Source organism: Mycobacterium branderi (assembly GCF_010728725.1).
GTDB lineage: Bacteria > Actinomycetota > Actinomycetes > Mycobacteriales > Mycobacteriaceae > Mycobacterium > Mycobacterium branderi.
Window position 1 is genome coordinate 1839051 of sequence record NZ_AP022606.1, and the last position, 22170, is coordinate 1861220.

The window sequence follows — 22170 nt, forward strand, 5'->3', positions numbered from 1 at the left end:
TTTCCTCGCGGTCAGGCCGGCACCACGTATCCCACCGGCCCCGAGGCGATGCACACCGACAGCGCGGCGGTGTCGGCCCGCACCGAGATCGCGTTGCCCGCTCCGGGCAGTCGCACGTAGACGCGGTTGAGCCCGGGATGCACCGCAACCTTGACGTGGGCGCCCTCGGACAGCGACATCGTCATCGAGCCGTCGCTGTTGGCCAGGTAGTTGACTTCGGCCGTCCAGTCCGCCGGCAACAGCGGCCCGTCGAGAGCAAGCGAGACCGGCATGTCGGGCTGCACCAAGTATCCGCACTGTGGCGCCGGCCCAACCGCGATGGTGCGGATCCACGCCACTCGGGCGTCGACCAGCCGGCCGGAGCTATCCAGCATCCGCAATTGCGTTGTGGCCGCGGCGAATTCGGGGCGGTTCCGCAACAAAGCGAACATGTGACTTGCCAGGTTCTCCGGCCAGGCCACGCGGCCCAGCACCAGCGGGTCGACCTCCTGGTCCAGCAGTGGGGCGGTCGCGCCGGGAAGACTTCGCTGCGCGTTCTGTAGATAGGGCTGGGCCGGGTTGTCGCGCCACGACGTCAGAAACGTCGCGGTCGAATACAGGCTGCTGGCCACGAACAGCACCGCCAACGCCGTCGTCGCCACCATGCGAGGCGTCGACGCATCCAGCCAGCGAGACGACGGGCGATTCGGCGCGCAGAACCCGACCGCGGCCAGCAGCGCCAGAACGACGACCAGGTCGGGGAAGTACCGCAACGTCTGGGCCAGCTCGAGCGCCGTGAACCGCGACGAACGCATCAGATAGATCGGCACCTGGCAGGCAACCGCATAGCCGGCCGCGGTCAGCCACACCGGCGCGATGCGCTGCTTGCGCACCAGCGTGACCGCCAGTGCCGAACCCAGCACCAGCCAGCCCAGCAGTCGCACCGCGAGCGGAGGTACCGCCCACGGCGAGGCCGGCGCCCAGCGGTCCCACGCCCACGGCCCGCCGGCCAGGCCCGGCACGATGCCGTGAGTCACCGAGCGGCGCAACAGATCCCACGTCATCGCCAGATCAGTGCTCCAGCGCTGCTGATCGACCACGACGAGGTAGACCGCGATCCAGGCGGCCGTCAGCGCCAGCGACGCCGTCCACAGCCGGACACCGCGACGCCACACGGTCCCCAGCGCGTGCTCGCCCCGCACGTGGCACAGCAGCGCGGCGACGGCGAACGCCACGAACGGGATCACCGCGGCCTTCTCGAAGAACAGCAGACCGCCGAGATACACCAGTACGCCGGTCACCGCGTAGCGCTGGTTGCCGGTGCGCACCAGCAGCACGGCATCGCCGCAAACCCAGGCCAGCGCGGCCAGCATCGGCAGCGAGTTCAGTGCCGCCGCCCACCACGCGAAGCCGGTGATGCCCAGCGGGGTGAACAGCGCGAAGGTCAACGGGATGAGCAACACCGGCCGCCAGCCCAGGATGAGGTGGAGTGCGCGCAACAACGCCAGTGACGCCAGCAGCTGCAACACCACCAGGCTGATCGCAGGACCGGTCCAGTCCAGCGGCGCCAGCCTGGTGATGGCGCCGGCAACCAAATACGCGGCGGGCATGACGTGGCCGTCGTGATCGTCGAACAGATACGACGGGGACAGCAGGTGATGCGTGCCCGCCCGCCCGATCAGGATCAGGTCGTCCCAATAGAAGTAGCCCCGAAACGCCAGCACTGCGCGGATTGCCAGCTGCCCCGCGACCAGGGCTACGGCGACCGCGGGGACCCATCGGTATGGTGGGCCGGTGCGTGCACTGGTCACCGGGGCTGCCGGATTCATCGGGTCGACGCTAGTCGACCGTTTGATCGCCGACGGCGGCTCGGTCGTGGGCCTGGACAACTTCGCGTCGGGGCGCGCCACCAACCTCGAGCACCTGGCCGACATCGACGAGTTCGTCTTCGTCGAGGCCGATATCGTGACCGCGGATCTTCAGGCCATCTTCACCGAATACCGCCCCGAAGTGGTGTTCCATCTGGCCGCCCAGATCGACGTGCGGCATTCGGTGGCCGACCCGCAGTTCGACGCGTCCGTGAACGTCGTCGGCACCATCCGGCTGGCCGAGGCGGCGCGGCGAGCGGGGGTGCGCAAGGTTGTGCACACGTCCTCGGGCGGATCCATCTACGGTGTACCGCCGACCTACCCGACGCCGGAGGCGGTGCCCACCGATCCGGCGTCGCCGTATGCCGCCGGCAAGGTAGCGGGGGAGATCTATCTCAATACGTTCCGGCACCTCTACGGCCTGGAGTGCTCACACATTGCGCCGGCGAATGTCTATGGCCCGCGCCAAGATCCGCACGGCGAAGCCGGGGTGGTGGCCATCTTCGCCCAGGCGCTGTTGTCCGGCAAGCCCACCAAGATCTTCGGCGACGGCACCAACACCCGCGACTACGTCTACGTCGACGACGTGGTGGACGCCTTCGTCAGGGCCGCGGGCGACAAAGGCGGCGGGCAGCGATTCAACATCGGCACCGGCGTGGAAACCTCAGACCGCCAACTGCATTCGGCGGTGGCCGCCGCCGTCGGTGCGCCCGACGATCCGGAGTTCCACCCGCCGCGGCTGGGCGATCTCAAACGCTCATGCCTCGACATCGGTTTGGCCGCAAAGGTTTTGGATTGGTACCCACAGGTCACGCTGGAGGAGGGCCTGCGCCGCACGGTGGAGTACTTCCGGCACGCGCACACCGACTAGCTGTGTTCGGGTGCCCGCGCTGCCTCCAATGCAATGGCGCGGGCCAGCCTCGCGTATCGCAATTCCAGGTCCTTGAACCGCAAATACGTGCTCAGCGTGGTGAAGCTGAACGCGATGATCAGCGCGTAGAGCATCAGGTCCGTGCCGCGCGCCACCCCGAGCCAGTGCGCCACCACGGTGGTGTCGTTGGGCCGCAACACGGCGTACACCGCAGCGAACACGAACAACACGTAGCCGACCTTGACCCACGCCTTCGACTGCGCGCTGCGCCGCGAGCGCAACAGGTAGACCAGCAACAAGATGATGGCGGCGATCAGCAGTACCTGGATCCAGTTCATCGCGGCAGCCTTCCTCGCAAGAACCCGTCGAAGATGATGTTGACGCCGTTGAGCAGCGGCTGGCCCTTGGACTTGGAGTAGTCGGTGTAGAGCACTTCGACCGGCTCTTCGGTTACCCGCCAATGGTTTTCGGCGATCAGCATGACGAACTCGGTGGCATGGCTCATGCCGCTCATCGTGATGTCCAGGCCGTCGGCGACGGTCTTGTTGAATACCCGAAGGCCGTTGTTGGTGTCGGTCAATCCCAGCCGGCGCCCGCGCGGGCTCAGCCACGCCGCGGTGCGCAGCACCAGCCGCTTGGCCAGCGGAGGCCTGCTGACGCCCCGGCCGAACCGGGTGCCGATCACGATGTCGACGTCGCCGGCGGCCAGCCGGTTGACCATGGTGACGACGTCCTTCACCCGGTGCTGGCCGTCGCCGTCGAACGTCACGAAGACCTGCGCCCCCGGTTGGCGACGGGCGTACTCGACACCGGTCTGGATGGCCGCGCCCTGGCCGAGGTTGACCGGGTGTCGCACCAAGTGAGCCCCGGCTGCCAGCGCGATGTCGCCGGTGCCGTCGCGGCTGCCGTCGTCCACGCAGACGACGTTGTCGAAGACCGACCGGACATCGGCGACGACGTCACCGATGACAGCGGCTTCGTTGAAGGCCGGAACGACGATCCAGACATCGGGATAACCCATTTCGTCTGCTTAACCTACCCGGCGGAACGCGCCAGCGCGGTCAGGTGCACGCCGATGCCGACCAGTGGCCCGCACATCAGCGCGACAACCGTGCGCGTCTCCAACGGCAGCGGCAACAACAACAGCAACGTCGACGCCACCGTCGCACCCACCCAGCCCACGGCGTAGGCGCGGTGTAACGCCGCCGCGACCGCGGCCGCGCCGGTCAGCGTCAGCATCGCGATCGCCACCGCCGCCGCGGTCAGCCATGCCAGCAGCGCGCTGCCCGCGTCGTAGTCGGGGCCGAATGCGGCCCGCAGGATCCACGGGCCGATCAGCCCGGCCGCCAGCACGCCGATGCCGCCGATCCCGGCGACCAGCAGCGCCGGCGCGACCAGCGCCCGCAGCCGCTCGGTGCGCTCGTCGACGAAGTGGGCGATCAGGTTGCCCTGCATCGCGGTCAGCGGCACCAGCAGCGGCGCCCGGGTCAGAGTGACGGCCAGGATTACCACCCCACCCGCCGCGCCCAACTCGGCCGATGTCGCCTTCAGCAGCACCGGAAAGCCCATCACCAGGATCGCGCTGGCTCCCGCCGCGGTGATTGAATGCGCGACGCCGCGCAGAAACGTCGCCGTCCCCCCGGCGGTGAGCAGCCGGGCCGCGGCCCGCGTCGTGGGCGACACCGCCAGCATGATCAGCCAGGCCACCGCGCCCGCGACGGTCGCCCACAAGAACCCCACCAGACCCCAGCCGATCAGGAAGGTCGCCGTCGCCACCGCCACCCGGATCACCGCATCGGTCACCATCAGCGCGCCGTACTGGGTCCAGTTGTCGACGCCGGCCAGCATGCCCAGCAACGTGGCGTGCAGGCAGAAGCCCGCCAGCCCGACGCTGAGCAGCCCCACCGAAAGCCAGCGGGCGTCGGCGAACACCTGCCCACTCCACAGCGGCGAACTCCCCGCGATCGCCACCGCCGCAGCCGCCCCGAGCATCCCCGCCACCCGCAGCGGATGGGTACGTCCGGTCGCGACGTCGGCGTAGCGCACCGAGCGGACCTCGCGGGTGGTCTCCTGCAGCAGTCCGTTCGCGGCACCGGTGACCAGCCCGAACGCACCCCAGAACACCGCGAAGACGGAGAAGCCGGCGGGGGCCAGGTCGCGGGCGGCCAGGTAAACCACGGCGTAGCCGCACAGGGCGGTCAGTGCTGTCGCCGCGCCGACCCGGGCGACGCTGCCGCGCCCGACCGGCCCCGCGGAGGCCCCCATGGAGGCGGAAGGACCGCCGACCTCGGTCACAGCGACGGCACTTCCACAGTTCGAAAATACTAACGGGCGAGGCCGGCGCCGACCTGACATGCTGGACGGGAGAGGGGGTCTGCCGTTGCACGTGTCCGTGCTGGAATGGTCCGTCGCGTTGGGCGTGACCATGGCGGTCCTACTGTTCGACGTCGTTGTGATCGCCCGCCGGCCACACGAACCGACGATGCGCGAATGCGCGATTGCGTTGTCGGCCTACGTCGGGTTCGCGGTGCTTTTCGGCATCTGGGTGTGGTGTTTCCACGGCTCGCGGTTCGGGCTGGAATTCTTCGCCGGCTGGCTCACCGAATACAGCCTGTCCGTCGACAACCTGTTCGTCTTCATCGTCATCATGGCGAGCTTCAACGTGCCCAAGCGCTACCAGCAGCAGGCCCTGTTCGTCGGGATTGTGATTGCGCTGGTGTTCCGCGCCGTATTCATTGCGCTGGGCGCGATTGCCATACAGCAATTCGGGTGGGTGTTCTATGTCTTCGGCGCATTCCTGGTCTACACGGGCATCAGGCTGGCTCGCGGTGCCGGATCCGGCGGCGACGCCGACAACGCCGTGGTCCGGTTTGCCCGTCGCTTGAACGTCATGACGCCGATGTTTCTGGTCATCGTGGCGCTCGGTGCGACGGATTTGATGTTCGCGCTCGATTCCATTCCCGCCATCTACGGGCTTACCCGCGAGCCGTATTTGGTGTTGGCGGCCAACGTGTTCGCGTTGATGGGCCTGCGGCAGTTGTATTTTCTGCTCGGTGGCCTGTTGGAGCGGTTGGTTTATCTCGGCCGCGGTCTGGCCGCCATCCTGGGGTTCATCGGCGTGAAGCTGGTGTTTCATGCACTGCGGGAAAACGACGTGCCGTTCATCAACGGCGGCGAGCATGTCAATGTGCCGGAGATCCCGACGTTGCTCAGTCTGGCCGTCATCGTGTTGACGCTGGGCATCACCGCGGCCGCCAGCCTGTACCGGACCCGCGTGGTAGCCGACGCCCGGACCGGGTAATCAACCCTTTCTGCTGTCACATGAGTACAGGGAGGGGCCATGGGCAACTTCGGCGACTACCAATACCAGTTCTACAAAGCCGGGGTTCTCAACAAGACGTCGCCGTTTCCGTTCACGTTCGCCGAATGGGAACACCGCGCCCAGGAGAACATGAACCCGCTGATCTACGGCTACGTCAAGGGCGGCGCCGGGGATGAGGAGACCCAGGACATCAACGTCACCGAGTTGCGTCGCTACGGGCTGACGCCACGCATGCTGCGGGACCGCAGCGATCGCGACATGTCGGTGACCTTCCTCGACCGCAGGCTGCCGACGCCGGTGTTTCTGTGTCCGGTCGGGGTGCTCGGGAACATCCGGCCCGAGGGCGACCTGGAGGAGGCCCGGGTGTGCGCCGAGCTCGACCTGGTCGGCATGTACTCGACGCTGTCGTCGGCGACCATCGAAGAAGTGGCCGAGGCCCGCGGCGACTCCTTCGGAATCTTTCAGCTGTATCCGACAGCAGACGAAAAGCTCACCGAGAGCTTCGTCAAGCGCGCCGAGAAGGCGGGGTTCGACGCCATCGCGGTCACGGTCGACTATGGCACCGTGGGTTGGCGTCCGCGCGACCTGTCCCACGGATTCATGCCGATGCTGCGCGGTGACTGCATCGCCAACTACACCTCTGATCCGCGTTTTCGCGAATTAGCCGGTGTCACAAGCGAAAAGGATCTCGACCCGGTGCACGCCGGGGCGGTGTGGCTGGAGGTATTCGCGAACCCGGCGTTCACCTGGGATGACCTCAGGTGGCTGCGGCAGATCACCGAATTGCCGTTGATCCTCAAGGGAATCTGCCTGCCCGACGATGCTGCGCATGCCAAACAGCTCGGTGTCGACGTGATCGCCTGCTCCAATCATGGTGGGCGCCAAGCGAATGGCGGTGTTCCGGCGATCTGTCATCTCGAACAGGTCATCGAGGCGGTGGGCGATCTGCCGGTGACGTTCGATTCGGGCATCCGCGACGGCGTCGACGTGCTGCGCGCCTGTGGGCTCGGCGCCGCACTGGTCGGCATCGGCCGCCCCTACGCTTACGGTCTTGCGGTCGGCGGGCGCGACGGGCTTCGGGCCGTGGTGTCGCAGATCCTGGCCGAGGCCGATCTGACGATGGCCGTCGACTGCTACACCGAGCTGAGTCAGGTCGCCGTCGAAAGGCTCGACTAGGCCTCGATCTGCCCGGCGATGCGCCGTTCGATGCTGGCCCTAGCCGTGGCCGGCAGCACGATCAGCCCGTCGAGTTCCTTGGTCGCCCGGACGTAGGCGCTCTGCCGCTCCTGCGGGGTGGCCGCGTCGTCCTGCGCAAGGTGCAGGAGGTTCTGCGCTCGGGCCAGGCGTTCTTGGTCGTCGGCGGAGAAGTCGCTGCGGCGCCGGCGAATCGCCTCGGCCTCGGCGACCTCGAACGCCGTGACGTACTCGTGCACCGCGTCGCGGTAGTCCAGTTGCGCGTTGCGGTCGTTGACCATGTCCTCGGGCCGCTCCGGACGCAGCAAGTCGGCGCGCCGCTTGGCCTTGTGGAACGCGATCGTCAGCGGATTGCGCATATCGGTCATCATCGGAAAGTCGAGCAACTTGGCGAGGTCGATTTCGTAGTCGAACCACCGCGCATCGGTCCCGTCATGTTCGGCGATCAACTTGGTCAGCTCCCGCCGGTAGCTCTCCTGATTGTTCCGATTCCGCGCGGACGCTTCGGCCTTGGCGATCTTCGCCTGCTGCTTCAACCGGTAGCGCTCCAGCCGTCGTTCGGCCCGTCGCTCGTTGGCCGCGGCGAGCGCCCGCAGGCCTCCGCCGATCGCGCCGCCCAGCGGGAACACCAGCCACCAGAAGTTCGCGGCGAAATGCAGCACCGGGCTCACAGTGCCAGCATGCCACCGCCGCTCGTCAGTGCTGCTTGACGACGGCGCGCGGCGCGGTCCGCCAGACGCGGCTGCCGTCGGGCCGCTGGCGGGGCGGCTCGAGGAGCAACACCGCTAGGCCGTCGAGAAGCACCGGCCGCACCCAGTCGCCCAGTTCGATGCATTCGCCGGGCTGCGGCCGGCGGCCGTCGTCGTCGCGGGCGAGATCGATCGGCGCGTGGGCCAGCAGGTCGTCGATCGTCGCTTCGTAGGGCAGCTCCTGCAGGCCGGGGAGAGTGATGAACAGCCCGTCGTTGCCGGACAGGTGCAGCCCGACGGCGGCCAGCGCGCCGAGCACCCCGCCCTCGGTGCCGCCGTGCCCGGACAGGTGCACGCCGAGCGTCGCAGCAAGTTCGCGAGCTTCGTTGGGGCGCAACACTTCTCGCTTGGCGCGCAAACCGAACTCGACCAGTGGCGCGGTGTCGTGCAGGCGGCCGGGCATAGCCACCGCCAGCCCGGGGTCGGCGTCCGGTGGGCATACTTGTTCCAAGAATTTTCCGGCGAGTTCGATGACGGCTGGCGCGACGGCGTCTGGGGTCTCGTCGACGCAGCGCCACGCCAAACATGCGCTGGAATTGTGCGAGGTGTAGGGGATTCGGTCGTCGACCAACAGCTGATGGCGCGTCGCCCCGGCCGGCTCGCCCAGTCCGGCCGCGGCCAGTTCGCGAAGCAGCGCCCGGGCCCGACGCCCGGTACCCGGGCTCCACAGGTCGTCGGTGTCGTCGATGCCGATCAGCAGATCCACGCCCGCCAGTGCGGCGGTCATGGGTTGACGTCCAGACCGGTGACATCACGCACCCAGCGACTCAGGTCGAGGTTGGTGCCGGCGAGCTTGAGCGTGTGGCGTTTGGTGATGTTCAAGATGACCTGGTCGGTGAGCTCGCCTGCGGTCAGGGTCTGAGCCGGGTCGCGCCCTACCACCCGCACGCTGGTGACGCCGGTAGCATGCGCCGCGTCGAGAATCGAACGCACGGTGGGGCCCTTCTGGACTTGTGAGCCGCGCGATTGCGGTGTCCGGATTTCGACCTGCGGAAAGTCTTGCAACTGCGGCAAAGTGAACCGGGCGAGCACCTGGCTGCGCTGTTGTACCACCAGCATTTCCTCGGGCGCAGACCTGCCACACGCAATCAGGCTGAAGACCAGAACGGCCATGATCAGCTGCGCGGCCCGTATCCGCATGGATGCACCCTATGGGCTGCGATATAACGCATTCAAGGAGCGCAAAGCGGGTAAGCTGCCGCACGTGCGGGTATGGACTGGTGCCGGTTCGTCCGATCGTGTGCTGACGGCGGACATGCTGCGCGAGGTCGCCCTGCCGGTGCTTGCGGTCGCGGCGATTGTTGCGTACGCGGATGTCCGCACCCCGCTCGGACTGCCCGGACACCGCGGCCTGGTGTGGCTGAGCATGCTGGTTGCGGTTGCGTTGGCGACGCGGCGGCCCGAGACGGTGATCGCCGTCGGCGCAGCGGCGACGACGGCGACGCTCGCGCTTCACGTGGCGGCGGGCCCGTGGGGCGCTGCGCGGTATCTGGCGGCGGCGGTCTTGCTGTACGCCGTCGCGGCGCGTCGGCGGCCGTGCCTGGTGGTGCTCGCCGCCGCGCCGATTCACCTTGTCGCACTGGCAGGTTCGGTCGTCTCGATTGAGCGGGCGGCATTCCATCTGGTTTTCGGTTTGACAGCCGGGCTGCTCGGCTGGGCTATCGCATTCGGTATGGGTCGTCGAAGGGAGTGGGTGTCATGACATTGCGGGTGCTTCCGGAGGGTCTGGCAGCAACCAGTGCGGCGGTCGAAGCGATCACCGCGCAGTTGGCGGCGGCGCACGCGGGCGCGGCCCCGGTGGTGTCGGCGGTGGCGCCTCCGGCGGCCGATCCGGTGTCGCTGGAAGCCGCGGCAGTGTTCAGCGCCCGCGGCGCGCAGCACTCGGCGGCGGCGGCCAAGGGCGTCGAAGTGTTGGGCCGTGCCGGCACAGGTGTGGGCCTGGCCGGAACCAACTACGCCGTCGGCGATGCGGCCGCGGCATCGACGTATCTGGGGGCGGGCGGCTGACGATGACCGCCCCGGTGTGGATGGCCTTTCCGCCGGAGGTGCATTCGACGTTGTTGAGCACCGGTCCGGGGCCGGGCCCGATGCTGGCGGCCGCGGGAACGTGGTCGGCGTTGAGTGCCGAATACGAGGCTGCCGCAACGGAGTTGACCTCCGTCCTGGCCGGCGGGCAAGCGGTGTGGGAAGGCCCGACCGCCGAGCAATACGCGGCGGCGCACATGCCGTACCTGGCGTGGTTGTCGTTGGCAAGCACGCTCAGCGCCGAGGCGGCCGCTGCGCACACGACCGTGGCCGGCGCCTACACCGCGGCGTTGGCCGCGATGCCGACGCTGCCGGAGCTGGCCGCCAACCACGCCATCCACGCGGTGTTGGTCGCGACGAATTTCTTTGGCATCAACACGATTCCGATCGCGCTCAACGAGGCCGATTACGCCCGGATGTGGACTCAGGCGGCCACCACGATGAGCACCTATCAGGCCACCGCCAAAGCGGCCCAGAACAGCAGCGGAGCCGGTGCCGGTAGCGGGGCGGGGTCGGGCAGCGGCGCCGGCGGCGGTGGAGGCGGCGGTGGCGGCACCGGGTCGTTTCAGCTGCCCACCCCGGACGAGATTTGGCAGATGTTGTTCGGGCCCGACGGCGAGCAGATCCCGGGCCAGGGCCAGCCCAACTGGTCTCCGGAACAGTACTTGCAGAACCTCGGCAACTTCTTCAACGGCAATGCCCAGGCATTGGCCTGGCTGCAACAAAACATGCAGGGCTTGCTGAACCCGTCGCAGGCGCCGGCGCTGATCGCCTATTTCATTGCCTGGCAGACCTATCGGATTGTCAACTGGACGCTGCGCACGTTGCGGTTCTTGATCCAGGAACTGCCGCTGTTGATCACCGTGGGTGTGAGCCTGATGATGCCCACCCTGGCCGGCGGCCTGGCGGGTTTGGCCGGCCTGGCGGGCTTGTCCGGCCTGGCGGGGTTGGCGCAACCGGCCGCGGTGCCGGCCCCCGCGCCGCAACCCGCGGTGTTGGGTATCCAACCACCGGTCGTCGCCCCGGTGACGGTAACCCCGACGATCCCGACGAGCCCACTGGCGCCGGCCGCGCCGACGGTGGCGGCCCCGGCCACCGCGGCTGCGGCCGCCGCGCCACCCGCGGCGCCGCCCGTTCCGCCCGTCCCGGTGACGGGCGCCGAAGGCTTCGGTTACATGGTGGGTTTCGCGGGTCTGAGCAGCGACGCGAGCCTGTCGACCCGCTCGAAAGCCAAGAAGCCAACCGCCCAGAGCACCGAGGTGGCTGCCCGCGCGGCGGCGCCCGAGGCACAAGAGCGGACGCGCCGACGGCTGCACTCGGTCATCGACCGCGGATACCGCCACGAATATCTGGACGCAGGCCCAGATCAGGGTGCCGGCACCCTGGGATTCGCCGGGACGGTCACGAAGAAGGGTCTGCAAGCCGCAGGGCTCAGCACCCTGGCGGCCGCCGAATACGGCGGCGGCCCGACGATGCCGATGTTGCCGGAGAGTTGGGGCGAGGGCCCCGGTCAGTAACCGCTCGAGAGAAAGGAACAGCGTTATGAGCATGTTGGATGCTCATATTCCGCAGTTGGTGGCGTCGCAGTCGGCGTTTGCGGCTAAGGCGGGGTTGATGCGCTCGACGATCGGTCAGGCCGAGCAGGAGGCGGTGTCGGCGCAGGCGTTTCATGTGGGGGAGTCGGCGGCGGCGTTTCAGGCCGCGCATGCCCGGTTTGTGGAGGTGGCGGCGAAGGTGAATGCGCTGCTGGATGTCGCGCAGGCCAATTTGGGTGATGCGGCGGGTACCTATGTGGCCGCCGATGCCGCGGCCGCGTCGACGTACACGGGAGGTTTCTGATGTCGCAGATTATGTACAACTACCCGGCGATGCTGGTGCATGCCGGGGACATGGCCTCCTATGCGGCCACGATGCAGGGCCTGGGGGCGGATATCGCGTCCGAGCAGGCGGCGTTGTCGGCGGCGTGGCAGGGCGATACCGGGATGACGTATCAGGCGTGGCAGGCGCAGTGGAATCAGGCGATGGCCGATCTGGTGCGCGCCTATCACGCGATGGCCGGCACCCACGAGACCAACACCGTCTCGATGCTGGCCCGCGACCAAGCCGAAGCCGCCAAATGGGGCGGCTGAATATCAGTGCCCGCCGGCGGCCTTGAAGCGCTCGATCGAGCGCTGGACCTCCGCCTCGGCCTCCGCACGGCCGACCCAGTTGGCCGTCTTGACGAACTTGCCCGGCTCCAGCGCCTTGTACTGCGAGAAGAAGTGCTTGATGACGTCCAGCTCGAACGCGGGAACGTCTTCGATGTCCTTGATGTGATCCCACCTGTGGTCGCCGGCCGGGACACATAGCACCTTGTCGTCGCCGCCGGCCTCGTCGGTCATCTGGAACATCCCGACCGGCCGCGCCTCGACTTGCACACCGGGGAACAGCGGCTCGGGCAGCAGCACCATGGCGTCCAGCGGGTCGCCGTCTTCGCCCAGGGTGTCGTCGATGAAGCCGTAGTCGGTGGGGTAGGCCATCGACGTGTAGAGATAGCGGTCCAGACGAACCCGACCCGTCTCGTGGTCGACCTCGTATTTGTTCCGCTGGCCCTTCGGGATTTCGATGGTCACGTCGAATTGCACCGTCTCGGCTCCTTCTGGATTCGGCTGGCGTCGGAGGTCAACCCTAGTAGAGCCAGGTGGTTGGGCAGAATGGGACCAGACAGTCAGGAGTGTCATGCGTCCCTCTCAGTGGCGACGGTCAACCCACCTGATCGTGGGGGCGGCCGTGCTGGCGGTAGTTGCCATCCTGGTGGCGGCGGCCGCGTTTCTCACCGCGAACGGCCGCGGCGCCGGCAGTGCCCACATCATGCCGCCGCCGGCGGCGGTGACCGCGAAGCCCGGCGTCGTGCCGGTGGCCGACACCGCGCCGATGCCGACGCCGCGCGGGCTGGCGGCAGCGCTGGCGGCGGTCGTGGCAGACCCGAATCTGGGCCAGCTGGGCGGCCGGGTCACCGACGCGATGACCGCTAAAGAGCTCTGGCAGCAGCAGGAAAACGTGCCGATGCAGCCGGCGTCGACCAACAAGACCCTCACCGCCGCCGCGGCGCTGCTCGCGCTGGACCGTGAGGCCCGAGTGACCACCAAGGTCGTCGCGGCCGACCAGCCTGGCGTGGTGATCCTGGTGGGCGGCGGTGATCCCACGCTGTCGGCTGTCCCGCCGGGCGGGGAGACCTGGTACCACAATGCGGCGCGCATCAGCGATCTGGCCGATCAGGTTCGCCGCAGCGCCGTGACACCGACGTCCGTGCAGGTCGACGTCTCGGCATTCACCGGACCCGAGGTGGCGCCGGGCTGGGATCCGGGCGACATCGAAGGCGGCGACGTTGCCCCGATCGAGCCGGTGATGCTGGACGCCGGTCGCGTCCAGCCGGCGACCGTCGAATCCACCCGCTCGTACACCCCGGCGCTGGACGCCGGTCGTGCGCTGGCCACCGCGCTCGGCATCGATCCGGCGAAGGTAACGATGGCCGCCCATCCCGCGTCGTCGGATGCGCGGCAGCTGGCCGCGGTGCAGTCGGCGCCGCTGATCCAGCGGCTGCACGAGATGATGAACGCCTCGGACAACGTGATGGCCGAGTGCATCGCGCGCGAGGTCGCCGCGGCAATGCAGCGGCCGCGCAGCTTCGCCGGCGCCGTCGACGCGGTGACCAACCGGCTGCGCACCGCGCATATCGACATTAGTGGTGCGGCACTGCAGGATTCGAGCGGGCTGTCCGTCGACGACCGGCTGACCGCCAAGGCGCTGGACGACGTCGTGCAGGCCGCGGCCGGGCCGGATCAGCCGGCGTTGCGGCCGCTGCTGGACCTGCTGCCGATCGCCGGTGGCAGCGGGACGCTGGGCGACCGGTTCCTGAACCCCGCCACCAACAATGGGCCCATCGGCTGGTTGCGGGCGAAAACCGGGTCGCTGACCGCCACCAACTCGTTGGCCGGAGTGGTCACCGACGTCGACGGGCGAGTGCTGACCTTTGCGCTGATCTCGAACGACGCGGGCCCAACTGGCCGTATTGCGATCGACAACGTCGCCGCCGCCCTATGGTCGTGTGGATGCCTGAAGTAACCGCACCACCTGAGCTGACCGTTGGCCGCGCCGTCGACTGGCAATTCGCGGCCACGGTCGGCGAATGGCTGGCGCGCCCCGGCCCGCCGTCGACCGACTACACCCGCCGCAAGGTGATCGACGACCTGGCCAGCGCCGCCAAGGCCGCCGAGCCGCCGGTGCGCGATGTGACCGGCCTGGACACCAGCGATGTCGTGCCCGACGCGCGCATCGTCGACCGGCCCGCGTGGATCCGGGCGGCTGCCGAGTCGATGCGGGTGATGACCGGCGGCACCGACAAGCCGCGAGGCTTCGTCACCGGCCGGGTCACCGGCGCGCAGACCGGCGCGGTGCTGGCATTCGTCGCCTCCGGGATCCTCGGCCAGTACGACCCGTTCGCCGCCGGCGACGCGGGCTGCCTGCTGCTGGTGTATCCCAACGTGCTGGCGGTCGAGCGCCAATTACGGGTGGAGCCTTCGGATTTCAGGTTGTGGGTGTGCCTGCACGAGGTCACCCACCGGGTGCAATTCACCGCCAACCCGTGGCTGTCCGGCTATATGTCGGAGGCGCTTGGCGTGCTGACGCAGGAAAGCGGCGACGACATCGCTGCGGTGGTCAGTCGGCTGGCGGACTTCGTCCGCGGCCGCGGCGGATCGTCCGACGGCCATTCGTCGGGCGTGCTGGGCCTGGTGCGCGCCGTGCAGTCGGAGCCGCAGCGCCAGGCGCTGGATCGGCTGCTCGTGCTCGGCACCTTGCTGGAGGGCCACGCAGACCACGTGATGGATGCCGTCGGGCCCGTCGTGGTGCCCACGGTGGCGACCATCCGCCGCCGGTTCGACGACCGCCGGCAGCGCAAACAGCCTCCGCTGCAACGACTTCTGCGCGCGCTGCTGGGCATCGACGCCAAGCTCAGCCAGTACACCCGCGGCAAGGCGTTCGTCGACCACGTGGTGCAGCGGGTCGGGATGGAGCGGTTCAACGCCGTCTGGTCGTCGCCCGAAACGCTGCCGCTGCCGGCAGAGATCGAAGACCCGCAACGATGGATCGACAGGGTTCTGTAGGGCAGCTCTACGCGGCTGTCGCAGCGTTCGCCAAGGAGTACCTCCCGACCGCCGAGCAGTGGTGCGTCGCGCTGTCCGGCGGGGCGGATTCGTTGGCGCTCACCGCCGTTGCTGCGGCCATGCTGCCGACCACCGCGCTGATCGTCGACCACGGTTTGCAGAGCGGCTCGGCCGAAGTCGCCGTGACCGCCCGCACGCAAGCTCTTGGATTGGGATGCGTTGCTGCCCAAGTACTTTCGGTGGACGTGACCGGTGACGGCGGGCCTGAGGCGGCGGCGCGCACGGCGCGCTACATCGCGCTGGACGCGGCCCGTGCAGATCGTCCGGTGCTGCTGGGCCACACGCTCGACGATCAGGCCGAGACCGTGCTGCTCGGATTGGGCCGCGGTTCGGGAGCGCGCTCGATCGCCGGGATGCGCCCGTACGATCCGCCGTGGTGCCGGCCGTTGCTGGGCGTGCGGCGCAGCGTGACGCACGCCGCGTGCGCTGAGCTGGAGCTGGTCGCCTGGCAGGATCCGCACAACACCGACCGCCGGTTCACCCGCAACCGGCTGCGCCACGAGGTCCTGCCGCTATTGGAGGACGTGCTCGGCGGCGGCGTTGCCGAGGCGCTGGCCCGCACCGCGACGGCGTTACGCGAGGACACCGGCCTGATCGACACGTTGATCGCGCAGGCGCTGACCACCTCGGCTACCGAAGACGGGCTCGACGCCCGCGCGTTGCGGGCGCTGCCCGACCCGGTGCGCCGCGGCGTCATTCGCAGCTGGCTGCTGGCCGGCGGGGCGAGTGGTCTGACCGACAAGCAGATCCGCGGGATCAACACGCTGATCACCGGCTGGCGCGGCCAGGGCGGGGTTGCGGTGGGGTCGAAGCTGCGCGGGCAACGGCTGGTGGCCGGCCGGCGCGGCGGCATGCTGACGCTGACGCAGGAGCCGATCTAGAGGTCTGCCCGCCGGCATGGCACGCTGTGGGCGTGACAGCTGATTCCGACGAGCTGTACCCGGGGGACATCAAATCGGTGCTGCTCACCCGAGAGCAGATCCAGGCCCGCACCGCGGAACTCGGTGCGCAGATCGGTGAGGACTATCGCGACCTGGCCACCACCGAGGCCCAGGACCTGCTGCTGATTACCGTGCTCAAGGGCGCAGTCCTGTTCTGCACCGACCTGGCCCGCGCGATTCCGCTGCCCACCCAGTTCGAGTTCATGGCCGTCGCCTCCTACGGGTCGTCGACGTCGTCGTCGGGCGTGGTGCGCATCCTCAAAGACCTCGACCGCGACATCAACGACCGCGACGTGCTGATCGTCGAGGACGTCGTCGACTCCGGGCTGACGTTGTCGTGGCTGCTGCGCAACCTGGCCACCCGCCGCCCGCGGTCGCTGCGGGTGTGCACGCTGCTGCGCAAGCCGGATGCCGTGCGCGCCAACGTCGACATCGCCTACGTGGGCTTCGACATCCCCAACGAATTCGTGGTCGGTTACGGCCTGGACTACGACGAGCGCTACCGCGACCTGCCCTACATCGGGACCCTGGACCCGCGGGTGTACCAGGACTGACTCTTACCGCAGTTCCCAGGCGACGGTCACCGAGAAGCTGACCGTCTGCTGACCTGGCTGCAGCGGAACCTCGGTGGCCATCGGTGCCCCGCGCAGCGGCGTCGGTGTCGGCGGAGTGCCGCCGGAAGCCTCGGAGATCGAGATCACCTTGCCGAGGCTCAGCCCGGACAGCTGCGCGTACTGCGCAGCGCGGTCCTTGGCGTCGTCGAAGGCCCGGGCACGCGCATCCTTGACCAGCTTCGAGTCGTCCTCGATGGAATAGCTCACCGAGTTGATTCGCGTGGCGTCGCCGCCGGTGTCGACGATGACGGCCAGCAGATGCGACGCCGTGTCGGTCTTGCGGATCTTGACCCGGATCGAGTTGGCGGCGCGATAGCCGGTGATCGTGTTGCCGCCGCCGGCGTATTGCGGCTGCAAGGTGACGTCGGTAGTGCTGATGTCCTTGCTGTCCACGCCGGCGTCGGTGAGTGCGTTGATGACGGCCTGCTGGCGTTGATTGGTCTGGTCCATCGCCGAGGTGACGTCGGGTGCGACGAATTCGATGGCGACGTCGGCGGTCAGCGTGTCGGGGACGCCTTGGACCTGGCCCTTGCCGACGACGGTCACCTGCCGCGGATTGTCTTTGACCGGACCGGCCTCGCCGTCGCAGGCAGCCAGCGCGGCGACGACGACACCCAACATGGCAATCAGACGGAACGGCATGACTGCACCCTAGCCGTTGTGTGGGTGCGTAATCGTCCTGCGCGGCTGCGTAGTGGCTGCCATTTCGCAGGCCAATTACAGGTAGTGCGGCACGGATATGCGGGGTGCCGGTTGACGGCAGCATGGCAATCGGCCGACGGCTGGGGTGGCGGCCTGCCGAACGAGGAGATTGCCATGGTGCTGGCGTCATGCGTGGCTTAGCCGCTCTGGTTGTCGCGGTCCTTCTGGTTGCCGCGTGCACCACCAAAGAGAGCACAGCGGCCCATGGAGAGCTGCCCGACGCCGCGCGAAAGATCATGCAGAAACCGGCGTACGCCACCGCGCGATGGCTCTACTACGTCGCCGACCGTGACTCCGGCGAGGTGTTGTTGAGTCAACGTCCCGACGAAATGGTGTTCACCGGCTCGACCGGCAAACAGTTCACCATCGGCACCCTGTACGACACCCTAGGGCCGAACACGCGACTGACCACTCCGGTGTATGCCACTGCGCCGACGCACGACGGCGTGCTGCATGGCGACGTAATCCTCGTCGCCTCAGGCGATCTCGCTATGGGCGGTCGCGGCGCCATGGATGGCCGCGTCAACGACGCATTCGACGCCACCCATATCGACCACGTCTACGGCGACATCGCACCCAACGCGCGTCGCGTCAACGACGATCCCCTGGCCGGCCTCGACGACTTGGCACGGCAGATCGCCGCCAAGGGAGTCAAGACCGTCGACGGTGACGTGATAGTCGACACCCGAATCTGGCAGACGAACCAAGGGCACGAGGGAGCTGTCCCGCCGATCTTTGTCAACGACAACGTCCTCGACATCGACGTGACGCCAGGCACTGTCGGTCAGATAGCCAGCATCCAAACAACGCCGCGCACAACAGCATTCACGGTGCAGTCGAAGGTTTCTACCGTCAAGCCCGACAATCCGCCGAGTCTGGAAGTGACCGCCGACCCGGCGAATCCACATTCCATCGTTGTCAGCGGACTAGTGCCGCAAGGCAAGCCGGCACTGACGATCTACCGCGTGCCCGATGCCACGGCCTGGGGGCGAACCTTGTTCGTCGAAGCGCTGACTCGGGCGGGAATTGCGGTGCGGGCCGCCGCGATTGGACCGAACGACGAGTCCCGGCTGCCGCCGGCGAACAGCTACTCCGGAAACCGGCGATTGGCTGCGCTGCAGTCGCCGCCGCTGCAGGCGTTCGGGTCGATGATCCTGCGGACAAGTTACAACACCGGAGCCAATGCGATGCTGTGCCTACTGGCGACCAAGAGCCGGTCCACCGAATGCAGCGACGGTTTGCAAACGATCCGCGCCACGGTGGCCAAGTCCGGGGTGGTGTCCGACGCCGTCGTGCTCACCGACGGCGAGGGAGCGTATCCCGCTTCGGCGACCCCCAAACAGGTGACGGATTGGGTCAAGTGGGCAGCCGCCCAGCCGTGGGGTCGGGCATTTGTCGTCGGCCAACCCGTGCTGGGCGAAACCGGCACCATTGCGGCCGTTGGACGCAACAGTCCCGCAAAAGGCAAGGTGCAGGCCAAGACTGGGACAGTGGCGGTTGCCGACCCGGCGACGGGCCGGGCGTTGTTCAACGTGCAAAGCCTCGCGGGTTACCTCACCACCGACAAGGGACGGCATGTGGTCTTCGACGTGTCAATGAGCGGTGCTACCTACCCCGACGTGCTCACCGGGCTGAAGCAAGCCAACGACGACGTCGGAATGGTTGCGGCCCAGATTCAGGAGTCGCTGTCGAAATGAAGATCAATTGCTCGCGAACCAGGCCCTCTGTACCCGATGGGTACTTGGCGGCGGTGACGACGCATCCTTCGCCTGACCGGGGCCGACCCGCACGCTCCACGCCGGCGACGAGCGGTCGATGGGATCGGCGTTCATCGGGGCCAGCACAACCATGTCGGGGCGTCCCGTGCAGGCATAGAAGCCGCGCAGGTCGTCGTAGCGATATCCCCAGGCGCCGCCGTTGCGCAGTCGACAGCGGGTGCCGTCGTCGAGAGTCAACGCCACTGGAGTGGGTATTTTCGGCGGATTCACCTGCGGCAGTGCAGCGCTGGCCCGTATCCGGTGCAGTTCCTTGGCCCAGGGGTCATTCATGCACAGCAGGTCGAGGCCCGCCGCGGACCAGCACACATCGGCGGCGTAGGCGGCGGGCCAGCAGCGGTAGATGTTCTTGCTGACGGCGGCCGGTGACGGCTCGGTGCAGTCGGCGTCGTCGGGAACGCTTTGGACGTCGGTGATTTCGTGATAGCCATTGACGGGTTTGCCGCTGGAGTTGACCGCGACCTCGTTGACGATCGCGGTCGCTGCTTCGCTCGCGGTGTGCGTCGCACAGCTCGCCGCAAAAGAGACCGCCAGTGTGACCAGAAGCCTGCGCTTCATCACCCGTAACAGTACCGGTCGGAGGTTGAAAAAACGGAGATCACCACACAGCTGCGGGGATACGATGCTCTCCTCATTCTGGCAGTCCAGGCCGGGAAGGGAGGCCCGAAATGATTGCCTCACCGCGCCCGGAAAAGTCGGCGACAGTGACTGAATTGAACCTCGGGAAGCCGGAATCCGAGACACCAGACGTCGGATACGAACGAGGTCTGTCGGCGCGAACGGTCCAGATGATGGCAATCGGCGGTGCGATCGGAACCGGTCTTTTCTACGGCGCGGGGGGCGCAATTCAGAACGCCGGGCCGGCCTTGATCCTGGCGTACTTGGCCGGCGGTCTGGCGATCTTTGTCATCATGCGTGCCCTTGGCGAGCTGCTCGTGTACCGACCGGTGTCGGGCAGTATGTCCGAGTACGCCGAGGAGTTCCTCGGCAGGTTTGCCGGCTTCGCCAACGGGTGGACGTATTGGGCGGTGTGGACCACCACCGGCATGGCCGAGATCACCGTCGCGGGCAAATACGTGAAGTACTGGTGGCCGGTCATCCCCGAGTGGGTGACCGCATTGGTGGTGCTCGCGATTCTGTTTGTCGCCAACCTGATTTCGGTAAAGGTATTCGGGGAGGCGGAGTTCTGGTTCTCGATGATCAAGGTGGCGGCGATCGTCGGGATGATCGTGATCGGAATCGGTGTGCTGCTCCCCATCACTGGTCTCGGGCCCAGTGTCGGGCCGACCATCGCGAACCTGTGGAACGACGGCGGCGTGTTCCCGACGGGGTTCGGGCAGGCGCTGATGAGCCTGCAGATCGTGGTGTTCGCCTACGTCGGTGTGGAGCTGGTGGGTGTGACGGCCGGCGAAGCCGCCAATCCGAAAGTGACGTTGCGCAAGGCAATCAACACGTTGCCGTTGCGGATCGGGCTGTTTTACGTCGGCGCGGTTTTCGTGATCCTGTCCGTGCGAGGTTGGCGTAACTTCCACGGCGGGCAGAGCCCGTTCGTCGCGGTATTCCACTACATCGACATTCCGGCAGCGGCGGGCATCGTAAATTTCATCTTGCTGACTGCTGCGTTGTCGTCGTGTAACGCGGGTATCTACTCGACGGGACGCATGGTCCGCAGCCTGGCCCAACGAGGTGAGGCGCCGGCGGTCATGCAGGCGTTGAGCTCTCGCCACGTACCGGTGTTGTCGATCTGCTTCTCGGCGCTGGCGATGGGCCTGGGCGTGTTCGTCAACTGGCTGTCACCGCACAAAGCGTTCGCCTACATCACCTCGGTTTCCGCCCTGGGGATCATCTTCGTGTGGGGCTCAATCCTTTTGTCGCACATGGTGTATCGGAAACGCGTGGAGTCAGGTCAGCTGGCATCCTCCGACTATCGGCTCCCCGGTGCGCCGGTGACGACGGTGTTGGCTATGGCGTTCCTTGCGCTTGTCGTAGTACTCCTGTTCTTCACGACGGATGGCCGGACCGCGATAACGGTCGGAGCGATCTGGTTCGCCTTGGTCGTGATCGGTTTCTTCGTGCAACGCAGTGAGACTGCGGCCTTCCGCCGGACACGCGCTGAGTCGACGGCAGGTGGACTGTGATCTGGGTCCTGCAGCTGCCCGCGCCGTTGGTCGCCTCCTTGGTTGTCGTGCTAACCGTCGGGGTGGCGGTAGCGGGGCTCGTGTTGTGGCGGCGGATCTTTGGGCGGCGGGTTGCTGAAGTCGGGTCGGTCTCGGACCACGTGTTCGAACTTGCCGGGGTGTTGTACGCGGTGCTCGTGGCGTTCGTTGTCGTTGTCGTGTGGGAACAATTCGATCAGGCCCAAAGCGACACCGAGTCGGAAGCCGTTGCGATTTCCGACCTTCTCCGCGACTCGGAGGGCCTGCCGGCGCCCGCACGGCGGACGATCCAGCAGAATTTGATCGCTTATACCAACGACGTCGTGGACGACGAGTTCCCCAGAATGCGTCATGGCGGGACCATTGAACAGCAGTCGGAGCACCTGACCCGGGTCTGGCAGAGCTTCCTGCAAGTGCAGCCCGTAACGCAAAGCGAGATTTCGTTTTACCGCCAGTCGATCAGCAAGTTGGATGACCTCGGCAGCGCCCGCAAAACGCGCATCTCGAGCAGCCAGTCTGAAATACCCGGAGAAATGTGGGTCTTGCTACTCGGCGGTGCGCTCGTGATGCTGATCTTCACCTACATGGAAACCGTGCCCAACGTCGTGCACCATGGCGTCCTCATTGCGCTTGCCAGCGCGCTGCTGGCATTCGTGCTGTACCTGATATTCGCGATGGAGCACCCGTTCGTCGGCACGATTGCCGTGTCGGACGACCCATACGTCCATGTGCTCGACACCTGGTCGCATCTCGCATCCAAATAGTCAGGA

25 protein-coding genes are annotated in these 22170 nt (G+C 67.4%); 15 read left to right on the forward strand and 10 right to left on the reverse strand.

From position 1 onward, the window contains the following. Positions 1 to 11 precede the first annotated feature (11 nt). Entirely contained in the window at positions 12 to 1808 is a 1797-nt protein-coding gene (locus G6N47_RS09485) for a hypothetical protein (RefSeq protein WP_232080161.1), read from the reverse strand. Between G6N47_RS09485 and G6N47_RS09490 the strand changes: the two genes are divergently transcribed. Then, positions 1774 to 2718 carry an NAD-dependent epimerase/dehydratase family protein gene (locus tag G6N47_RS09490; RefSeq protein ID WP_083131193.1) on the forward strand — a complete coding sequence of 315 codons (945 nt, stop codon included), beginning with the start codon at positions 1774 to 1776 and terminating at the stop codon, positions 2716 to 2718. The two genes, G6N47_RS09485 and G6N47_RS09490, sit on opposite strands and share 35 nt — an antisense overlap. Here G6N47_RS09490 and G6N47_RS09495 read toward each other — a convergent pair. From G6N47_RS09495 to G6N47_RS09505, 3 genes are read right to left on the reverse strand one after another with little or no spacing between them, the layout of a single operon-like run. Next, a complete protein-coding gene (locus G6N47_RS09495; RefSeq protein ID WP_083131192.1) occupies positions 2715 to 3056 on the reverse strand; it encodes a DUF2304 domain-containing protein in 342 nt (113 codons plus the stop codon). The genes G6N47_RS09490 and G6N47_RS09495 overlap by 4 nt on opposite strands. After that, entirely contained in the window at positions 3053 to 3739 is a 687-nt protein-coding gene (locus G6N47_RS09500; RefSeq protein WP_083131191.1) for a glycosyltransferase family 2 protein, read from the reverse strand. The genes G6N47_RS09495 and G6N47_RS09500 overlap by 4 nt, the downstream gene beginning before the upstream one ends. A 14-nt stretch (positions 3740 to 3753) precedes the next feature. Beyond that, positions 3754 to 5073, reverse strand: coding sequence for a polysaccharide biosynthesis protein (locus G6N47_RS09505; protein WP_163659600.1), 1320 nt, complete (start codon positions 5071 to 5073; stop codon positions 3754 to 3756). A 25-nt stretch (positions 5074 to 5098) separates the two neighbouring features. Here G6N47_RS09505 and G6N47_RS09510 point away from each other — a divergent pair, with 25 nt between their 5' ends. Together G6N47_RS09510 and G6N47_RS09515 are read left to right on the forward strand one after the other, a co-directional pair. Continuing rightward, positions 5099 to 6019: a TerC family protein gene (locus G6N47_RS09510; RefSeq protein WP_083131189.1), complete on the forward strand. Its 921-nt coding sequence runs from the start codon at positions 5099 to 5101 to the stop codon at positions 6017 to 6019. 39 nt (positions 6020 to 6058) lie between these two features. After that, on the forward strand, positions 6059 to 7216 hold the full coding sequence (locus G6N47_RS09515) for an alpha-hydroxy-acid oxidizing protein (RefSeq protein WP_083131188.1): 1158 nt from the start codon (positions 6059 to 6061) through the stop codon (positions 7214 to 7216). Here the strand turns inward: G6N47_RS09515 and G6N47_RS09520 are convergent. The 3 genes from G6N47_RS09520 to G6N47_RS09530 are packed head-to-tail and all read right to left on the reverse strand — an operon-like array spanning position 7213 to position 9099. Beyond that, on the reverse strand, positions 7213 to 7905 hold the full coding sequence (locus G6N47_RS09520) for a hypothetical protein (protein ID WP_083131187.1): 693 nt from the start codon (positions 7903 to 7905) through the stop codon (positions 7213 to 7215). The two genes, G6N47_RS09515 and G6N47_RS09520, sit on opposite strands and share 4 nt — an antisense overlap. Positions 7906 to 7930: 25 nt before the next feature. After that, positions 7931 to 8710 carry a hypothetical protein gene (locus tag G6N47_RS09525; RefSeq protein ID WP_083131186.1) on the reverse strand — a complete coding sequence of 260 codons (780 nt, stop codon included), beginning with the start codon at positions 8708 to 8710 and terminating at the stop codon, positions 7931 to 7933. Then, complete coding sequence (locus G6N47_RS09530) at positions 8707 to 9099, reverse strand: hypothetical protein (RefSeq protein ID WP_179966439.1); 393 nt, start codon at positions 9097 to 9099, stop codon at positions 8707 to 8709. Before G6N47_RS09530 ends, G6N47_RS09525 begins: the two co-directional genes overlap by 4 nt. A 139-nt stretch (positions 9100 to 9238) precedes the next feature. On the opposite strand from G6N47_RS09530, the gene G6N47_RS09535 reads away from it, so the two are divergent. From G6N47_RS09535 to G6N47_RS09555, 5 genes are read left to right on the forward strand one after another with little or no spacing between them, the layout of a single operon-like run. Beyond that, the gene (locus G6N47_RS09535) at positions 9239 to 9685 is read left to right on the forward strand and encodes a hypothetical protein (protein ID WP_083131253.1); all 447 of its coding nucleotides are present in this window, start codon (positions 9239 to 9241) and stop codon (positions 9683 to 9685) included. Then, positions 9682 to 9990 (forward strand): PE family protein, encoded by a 309-nt coding sequence (locus G6N47_RS09540; protein ID WP_083131184.1) that lies wholly within the window; start codon positions 9682 to 9684, stop codon positions 9988 to 9990. Before G6N47_RS09535 ends, G6N47_RS09540 begins: the two co-directional genes overlap by 4 nt. Before the next feature lie 2 nt (positions 9991 to 9992). Next, positions 9993 to 11525 carry a PPE family protein gene (locus tag G6N47_RS09545; RefSeq protein ID WP_232080163.1) on the forward strand — a complete coding sequence of 511 codons (1533 nt, stop codon included), beginning with the start codon at positions 9993 to 9995 and terminating at the stop codon, positions 11523 to 11525. A gap of 25 nt (positions 11526 to 11550) precedes the next feature. Next, on the forward strand, positions 11551 to 11847 hold the full coding sequence (gene esxG / locus G6N47_RS09550) for a type VII secretion system protein EsxG (RefSeq protein WP_083131183.1): 297 nt from the start codon (positions 11551 to 11553) through the stop codon (positions 11845 to 11847). Further along, positions 11847 to 12137 (forward strand): WXG100 family type VII secretion target, encoded by a 291-nt coding sequence (locus G6N47_RS09555; RefSeq protein ID WP_083131182.1) that lies wholly within the window; start codon positions 11847 to 11849, stop codon positions 12135 to 12137. The genes esxG and G6N47_RS09555 overlap by 1 nt, the downstream gene beginning before the upstream one ends. A 3-nt stretch (positions 12138 to 12140) precedes the next feature. Here the strand turns inward: G6N47_RS09555 and G6N47_RS09560 are convergent, their stop codons facing one another. Beyond that, positions 12141 to 12632: an inorganic diphosphatase gene (locus G6N47_RS09560; protein WP_083131181.1), complete on the reverse strand. Its 492-nt coding sequence runs from the start codon at positions 12630 to 12632 to the stop codon at positions 12141 to 12143. Between the two features lie 94 nt (positions 12633 to 12726). Here G6N47_RS09560 and dacB (G6N47_RS09565) point away from each other — a divergent pair, with 94 nt between their 5' ends. Genes dacB (G6N47_RS09565) through hpt form a run of 4 tightly spaced genes read left to right on the forward strand, consistent with a single transcriptional unit; the run spans position 12727 to position 16707 of the window. After that, entirely contained in the window at positions 12727 to 14112 is a 1386-nt protein-coding gene (gene dacB, locus G6N47_RS09565) for a D-alanyl-D-alanine carboxypeptidase/D-alanyl-D-alanine endopeptidase (protein ID WP_083131180.1), read from the forward strand. Next, positions 14100 to 15152, forward strand: coding sequence for a zinc-dependent metalloprotease (locus tag G6N47_RS09570; protein ID WP_232080164.1), 1053 nt, complete (start codon positions 14100 to 14102; stop codon positions 15150 to 15152). The genes dacB (G6N47_RS09565) and G6N47_RS09570 overlap by 13 nt, the downstream gene beginning before the upstream one ends. Further along, positions 15131 to 16093 carry a tRNA lysidine(34) synthetase TilS gene (gene tilS / locus G6N47_RS09575; protein ID WP_083131178.1) on the forward strand — a complete coding sequence of 321 codons (963 nt, stop codon included), beginning with the start codon at positions 15131 to 15133 and terminating at the stop codon, positions 16091 to 16093. The genes G6N47_RS09570 and tilS overlap by 22 nt, the downstream gene beginning before the upstream one ends. Before the next feature lie 26 nt (positions 16094 to 16119). Continuing rightward, positions 16120 to 16707 (forward strand): hypoxanthine phosphoribosyltransferase, encoded by a 588-nt coding sequence (hpt, locus tag G6N47_RS09580; RefSeq protein WP_083131177.1) that lies wholly within the window; start codon positions 16120 to 16122, stop codon positions 16705 to 16707. Between the two features lie 3 nt (positions 16708 to 16710). Here hpt and G6N47_RS09585 read toward each other — a convergent pair whose 3' ends face one another. Continuing rightward, on the reverse strand, positions 16711 to 17409 hold the full coding sequence (locus tag G6N47_RS09585) for an SIMPL domain-containing protein (protein WP_083131176.1): 699 nt from the start codon (positions 17407 to 17409) through the stop codon (positions 16711 to 16713). A 188-nt stretch (positions 17410 to 17597) separates the two neighbouring features. On the opposite strand from G6N47_RS09585, the gene dacB (G6N47_RS09590) reads away from it, so the two are divergent. Further along, positions 17598 to 19166, forward strand: coding sequence for a D-alanyl-D-alanine carboxypeptidase/D-alanyl-D-alanine endopeptidase (gene dacB, locus G6N47_RS09590; RefSeq protein WP_083131175.1), 1569 nt, complete (start codon positions 17598 to 17600; stop codon positions 19164 to 19166). A gap of 3 nt (positions 19167 to 19169) precedes the next feature. Here dacB (G6N47_RS09590) and G6N47_RS09595 read toward each other — a convergent pair whose 3' ends face one another. Then, the gene (locus G6N47_RS09595) at positions 19170 to 19802 is read right to left on the reverse strand and encodes a hypothetical protein (protein ID WP_083131174.1); all 633 of its coding nucleotides are present in this window, start codon (positions 19800 to 19802) and stop codon (positions 19170 to 19172) included. Positions 19803 to 19912: 110 nt separating this feature from the next. Here G6N47_RS09595 and G6N47_RS09600 point away from each other — a divergent pair, with 110 nt between their 5' ends. Beyond that, positions 19913 to 21382, forward strand: coding sequence for an amino acid permease (locus G6N47_RS09600; protein ID WP_083131173.1), 1470 nt, complete (start codon positions 19913 to 19915; stop codon positions 21380 to 21382). Positions 21383 to 21429: 47 nt separating this feature from the next. After that, positions 21430 to 22164 carry a bestrophin-like domain gene (locus G6N47_RS09605; protein ID WP_232080165.1) on the forward strand — a complete coding sequence of 245 codons (735 nt, stop codon included), beginning with the start codon at positions 21430 to 21432 and terminating at the stop codon, positions 22162 to 22164. The last annotated feature ends 6 nt before the right edge of the window (positions 22165 to 22170 follow it).

What these genes read in the sequence shown, in the direction of transcription:
- G6N47_RS09570 (WP_232080164.1), top strand. Translation starts at nt 14,100, where the DNA reads ATGCCTGAAGTAACCGCACCACCTGAGCTGACCGTTGGCCGCGCCGTC.
- G6N47_RS09540 (WP_083131184.1), top strand. Translation starts at nt 9,682, where the DNA reads ATGACATTGCGGGTGCTTCCGGAGGGTCTGGCAGCAACCAGTGCGGCG.
- G6N47_RS09600 (WP_083131173.1), top strand. Translation starts at nt 19,913, where the DNA reads ATGATTGCCTCACCGCGCCCGGAAAAGTCGGCGACAGTGACTGAATTG.
- G6N47_RS09585 (WP_083131176.1), bottom strand. Translation starts at nt 17,409, where the DNA reads ATGCCGTTCCGTCTGATTGCCATGTTGGGTGTCGTCGTCGCCGCGCTG.
- G6N47_RS09505 (WP_163659600.1), bottom strand. Translation starts at nt 5,073, where the DNA reads ATGTCAGGTCGGCGCCGGCCTCGCCCGTTAGTATTTTCGAACTGTGGA.
- G6N47_RS09515 (WP_083131188.1), top strand. Translation starts at nt 6,059, where the DNA reads ATGGGCAACTTCGGCGACTACCAATACCAGTTCTACAAAGCCGGGGTT.
- dacB (WP_083131175.1), top strand. Translation starts at nt 17,598, where the DNA reads ATGCGTGGCTTAGCCGCTCTGGTTGTCGCGGTCCTTCTGGTTGCCGCG.
- G6N47_RS09495 (WP_083131192.1), bottom strand. Translation starts at nt 3,056, where the DNA reads ATGAACTGGATCCAGGTACTGCTGATCGCCGCCATCATCTTGTTGCTG.
- G6N47_RS09595 (WP_083131174.1), bottom strand. Translation starts at nt 19,802, where the DNA reads ATGAAGCGCAGGCTTCTGGTCACACTGGCGGTCTCTTTTGCGGCGAGC.
- esxG (WP_083131183.1), top strand. Translation starts at nt 11,551, where the DNA reads ATGAGCATGTTGGATGCTCATATTCCGCAGTTGGTGGCGTCGCAGTCG.
- G6N47_RS09535 (WP_083131253.1), top strand. Translation starts at nt 9,239, where the DNA reads ATGCTGCGCGAGGTCGCCCTGCCGGTGCTTGCGGTCGCGGCGATTGTT.
- G6N47_RS09485 (WP_232080161.1), bottom strand. Translation starts at nt 1,808, where the DNA reads ATGAATCCGGCAGCCCCGGTGACCAGTGCACGCACCGGCCCACCATAC.
- G6N47_RS09555 (WP_083131182.1), top strand. Translation starts at nt 11,847, where the DNA reads ATGTCGCAGATTATGTACAACTACCCGGCGATGCTGGTGCATGCCGGG.
- G6N47_RS09525 (WP_083131186.1), bottom strand. Translation starts at nt 8,710, where the DNA reads ATGACCGCCGCACTGGCGGGCGTGGATCTGCTGATCGGCATCGACGAC.
- G6N47_RS09545 (WP_232080163.1), top strand. Translation starts at nt 9,993, where the DNA reads ATGACCGCCCCGGTGTGGATGGCCTTTCCGCCGGAGGTGCATTCGACG.
- tilS (WP_083131178.1), top strand. Translation starts at nt 15,131, where the DNA reads ATGGATCGACAGGGTTCTGTAGGGCAGCTCTACGCGGCTGTCGCAGCG.
- G6N47_RS09500 (WP_083131191.1), bottom strand. Translation starts at nt 3,739, where the DNA reads ATGGGTTATCCCGATGTCTGGATCGTCGTTCCGGCCTTCAACGAAGCC.
- dacB (WP_083131180.1), top strand. Translation starts at nt 12,727, where the DNA reads ATGCGTCCCTCTCAGTGGCGACGGTCAACCCACCTGATCGTGGGGGCG.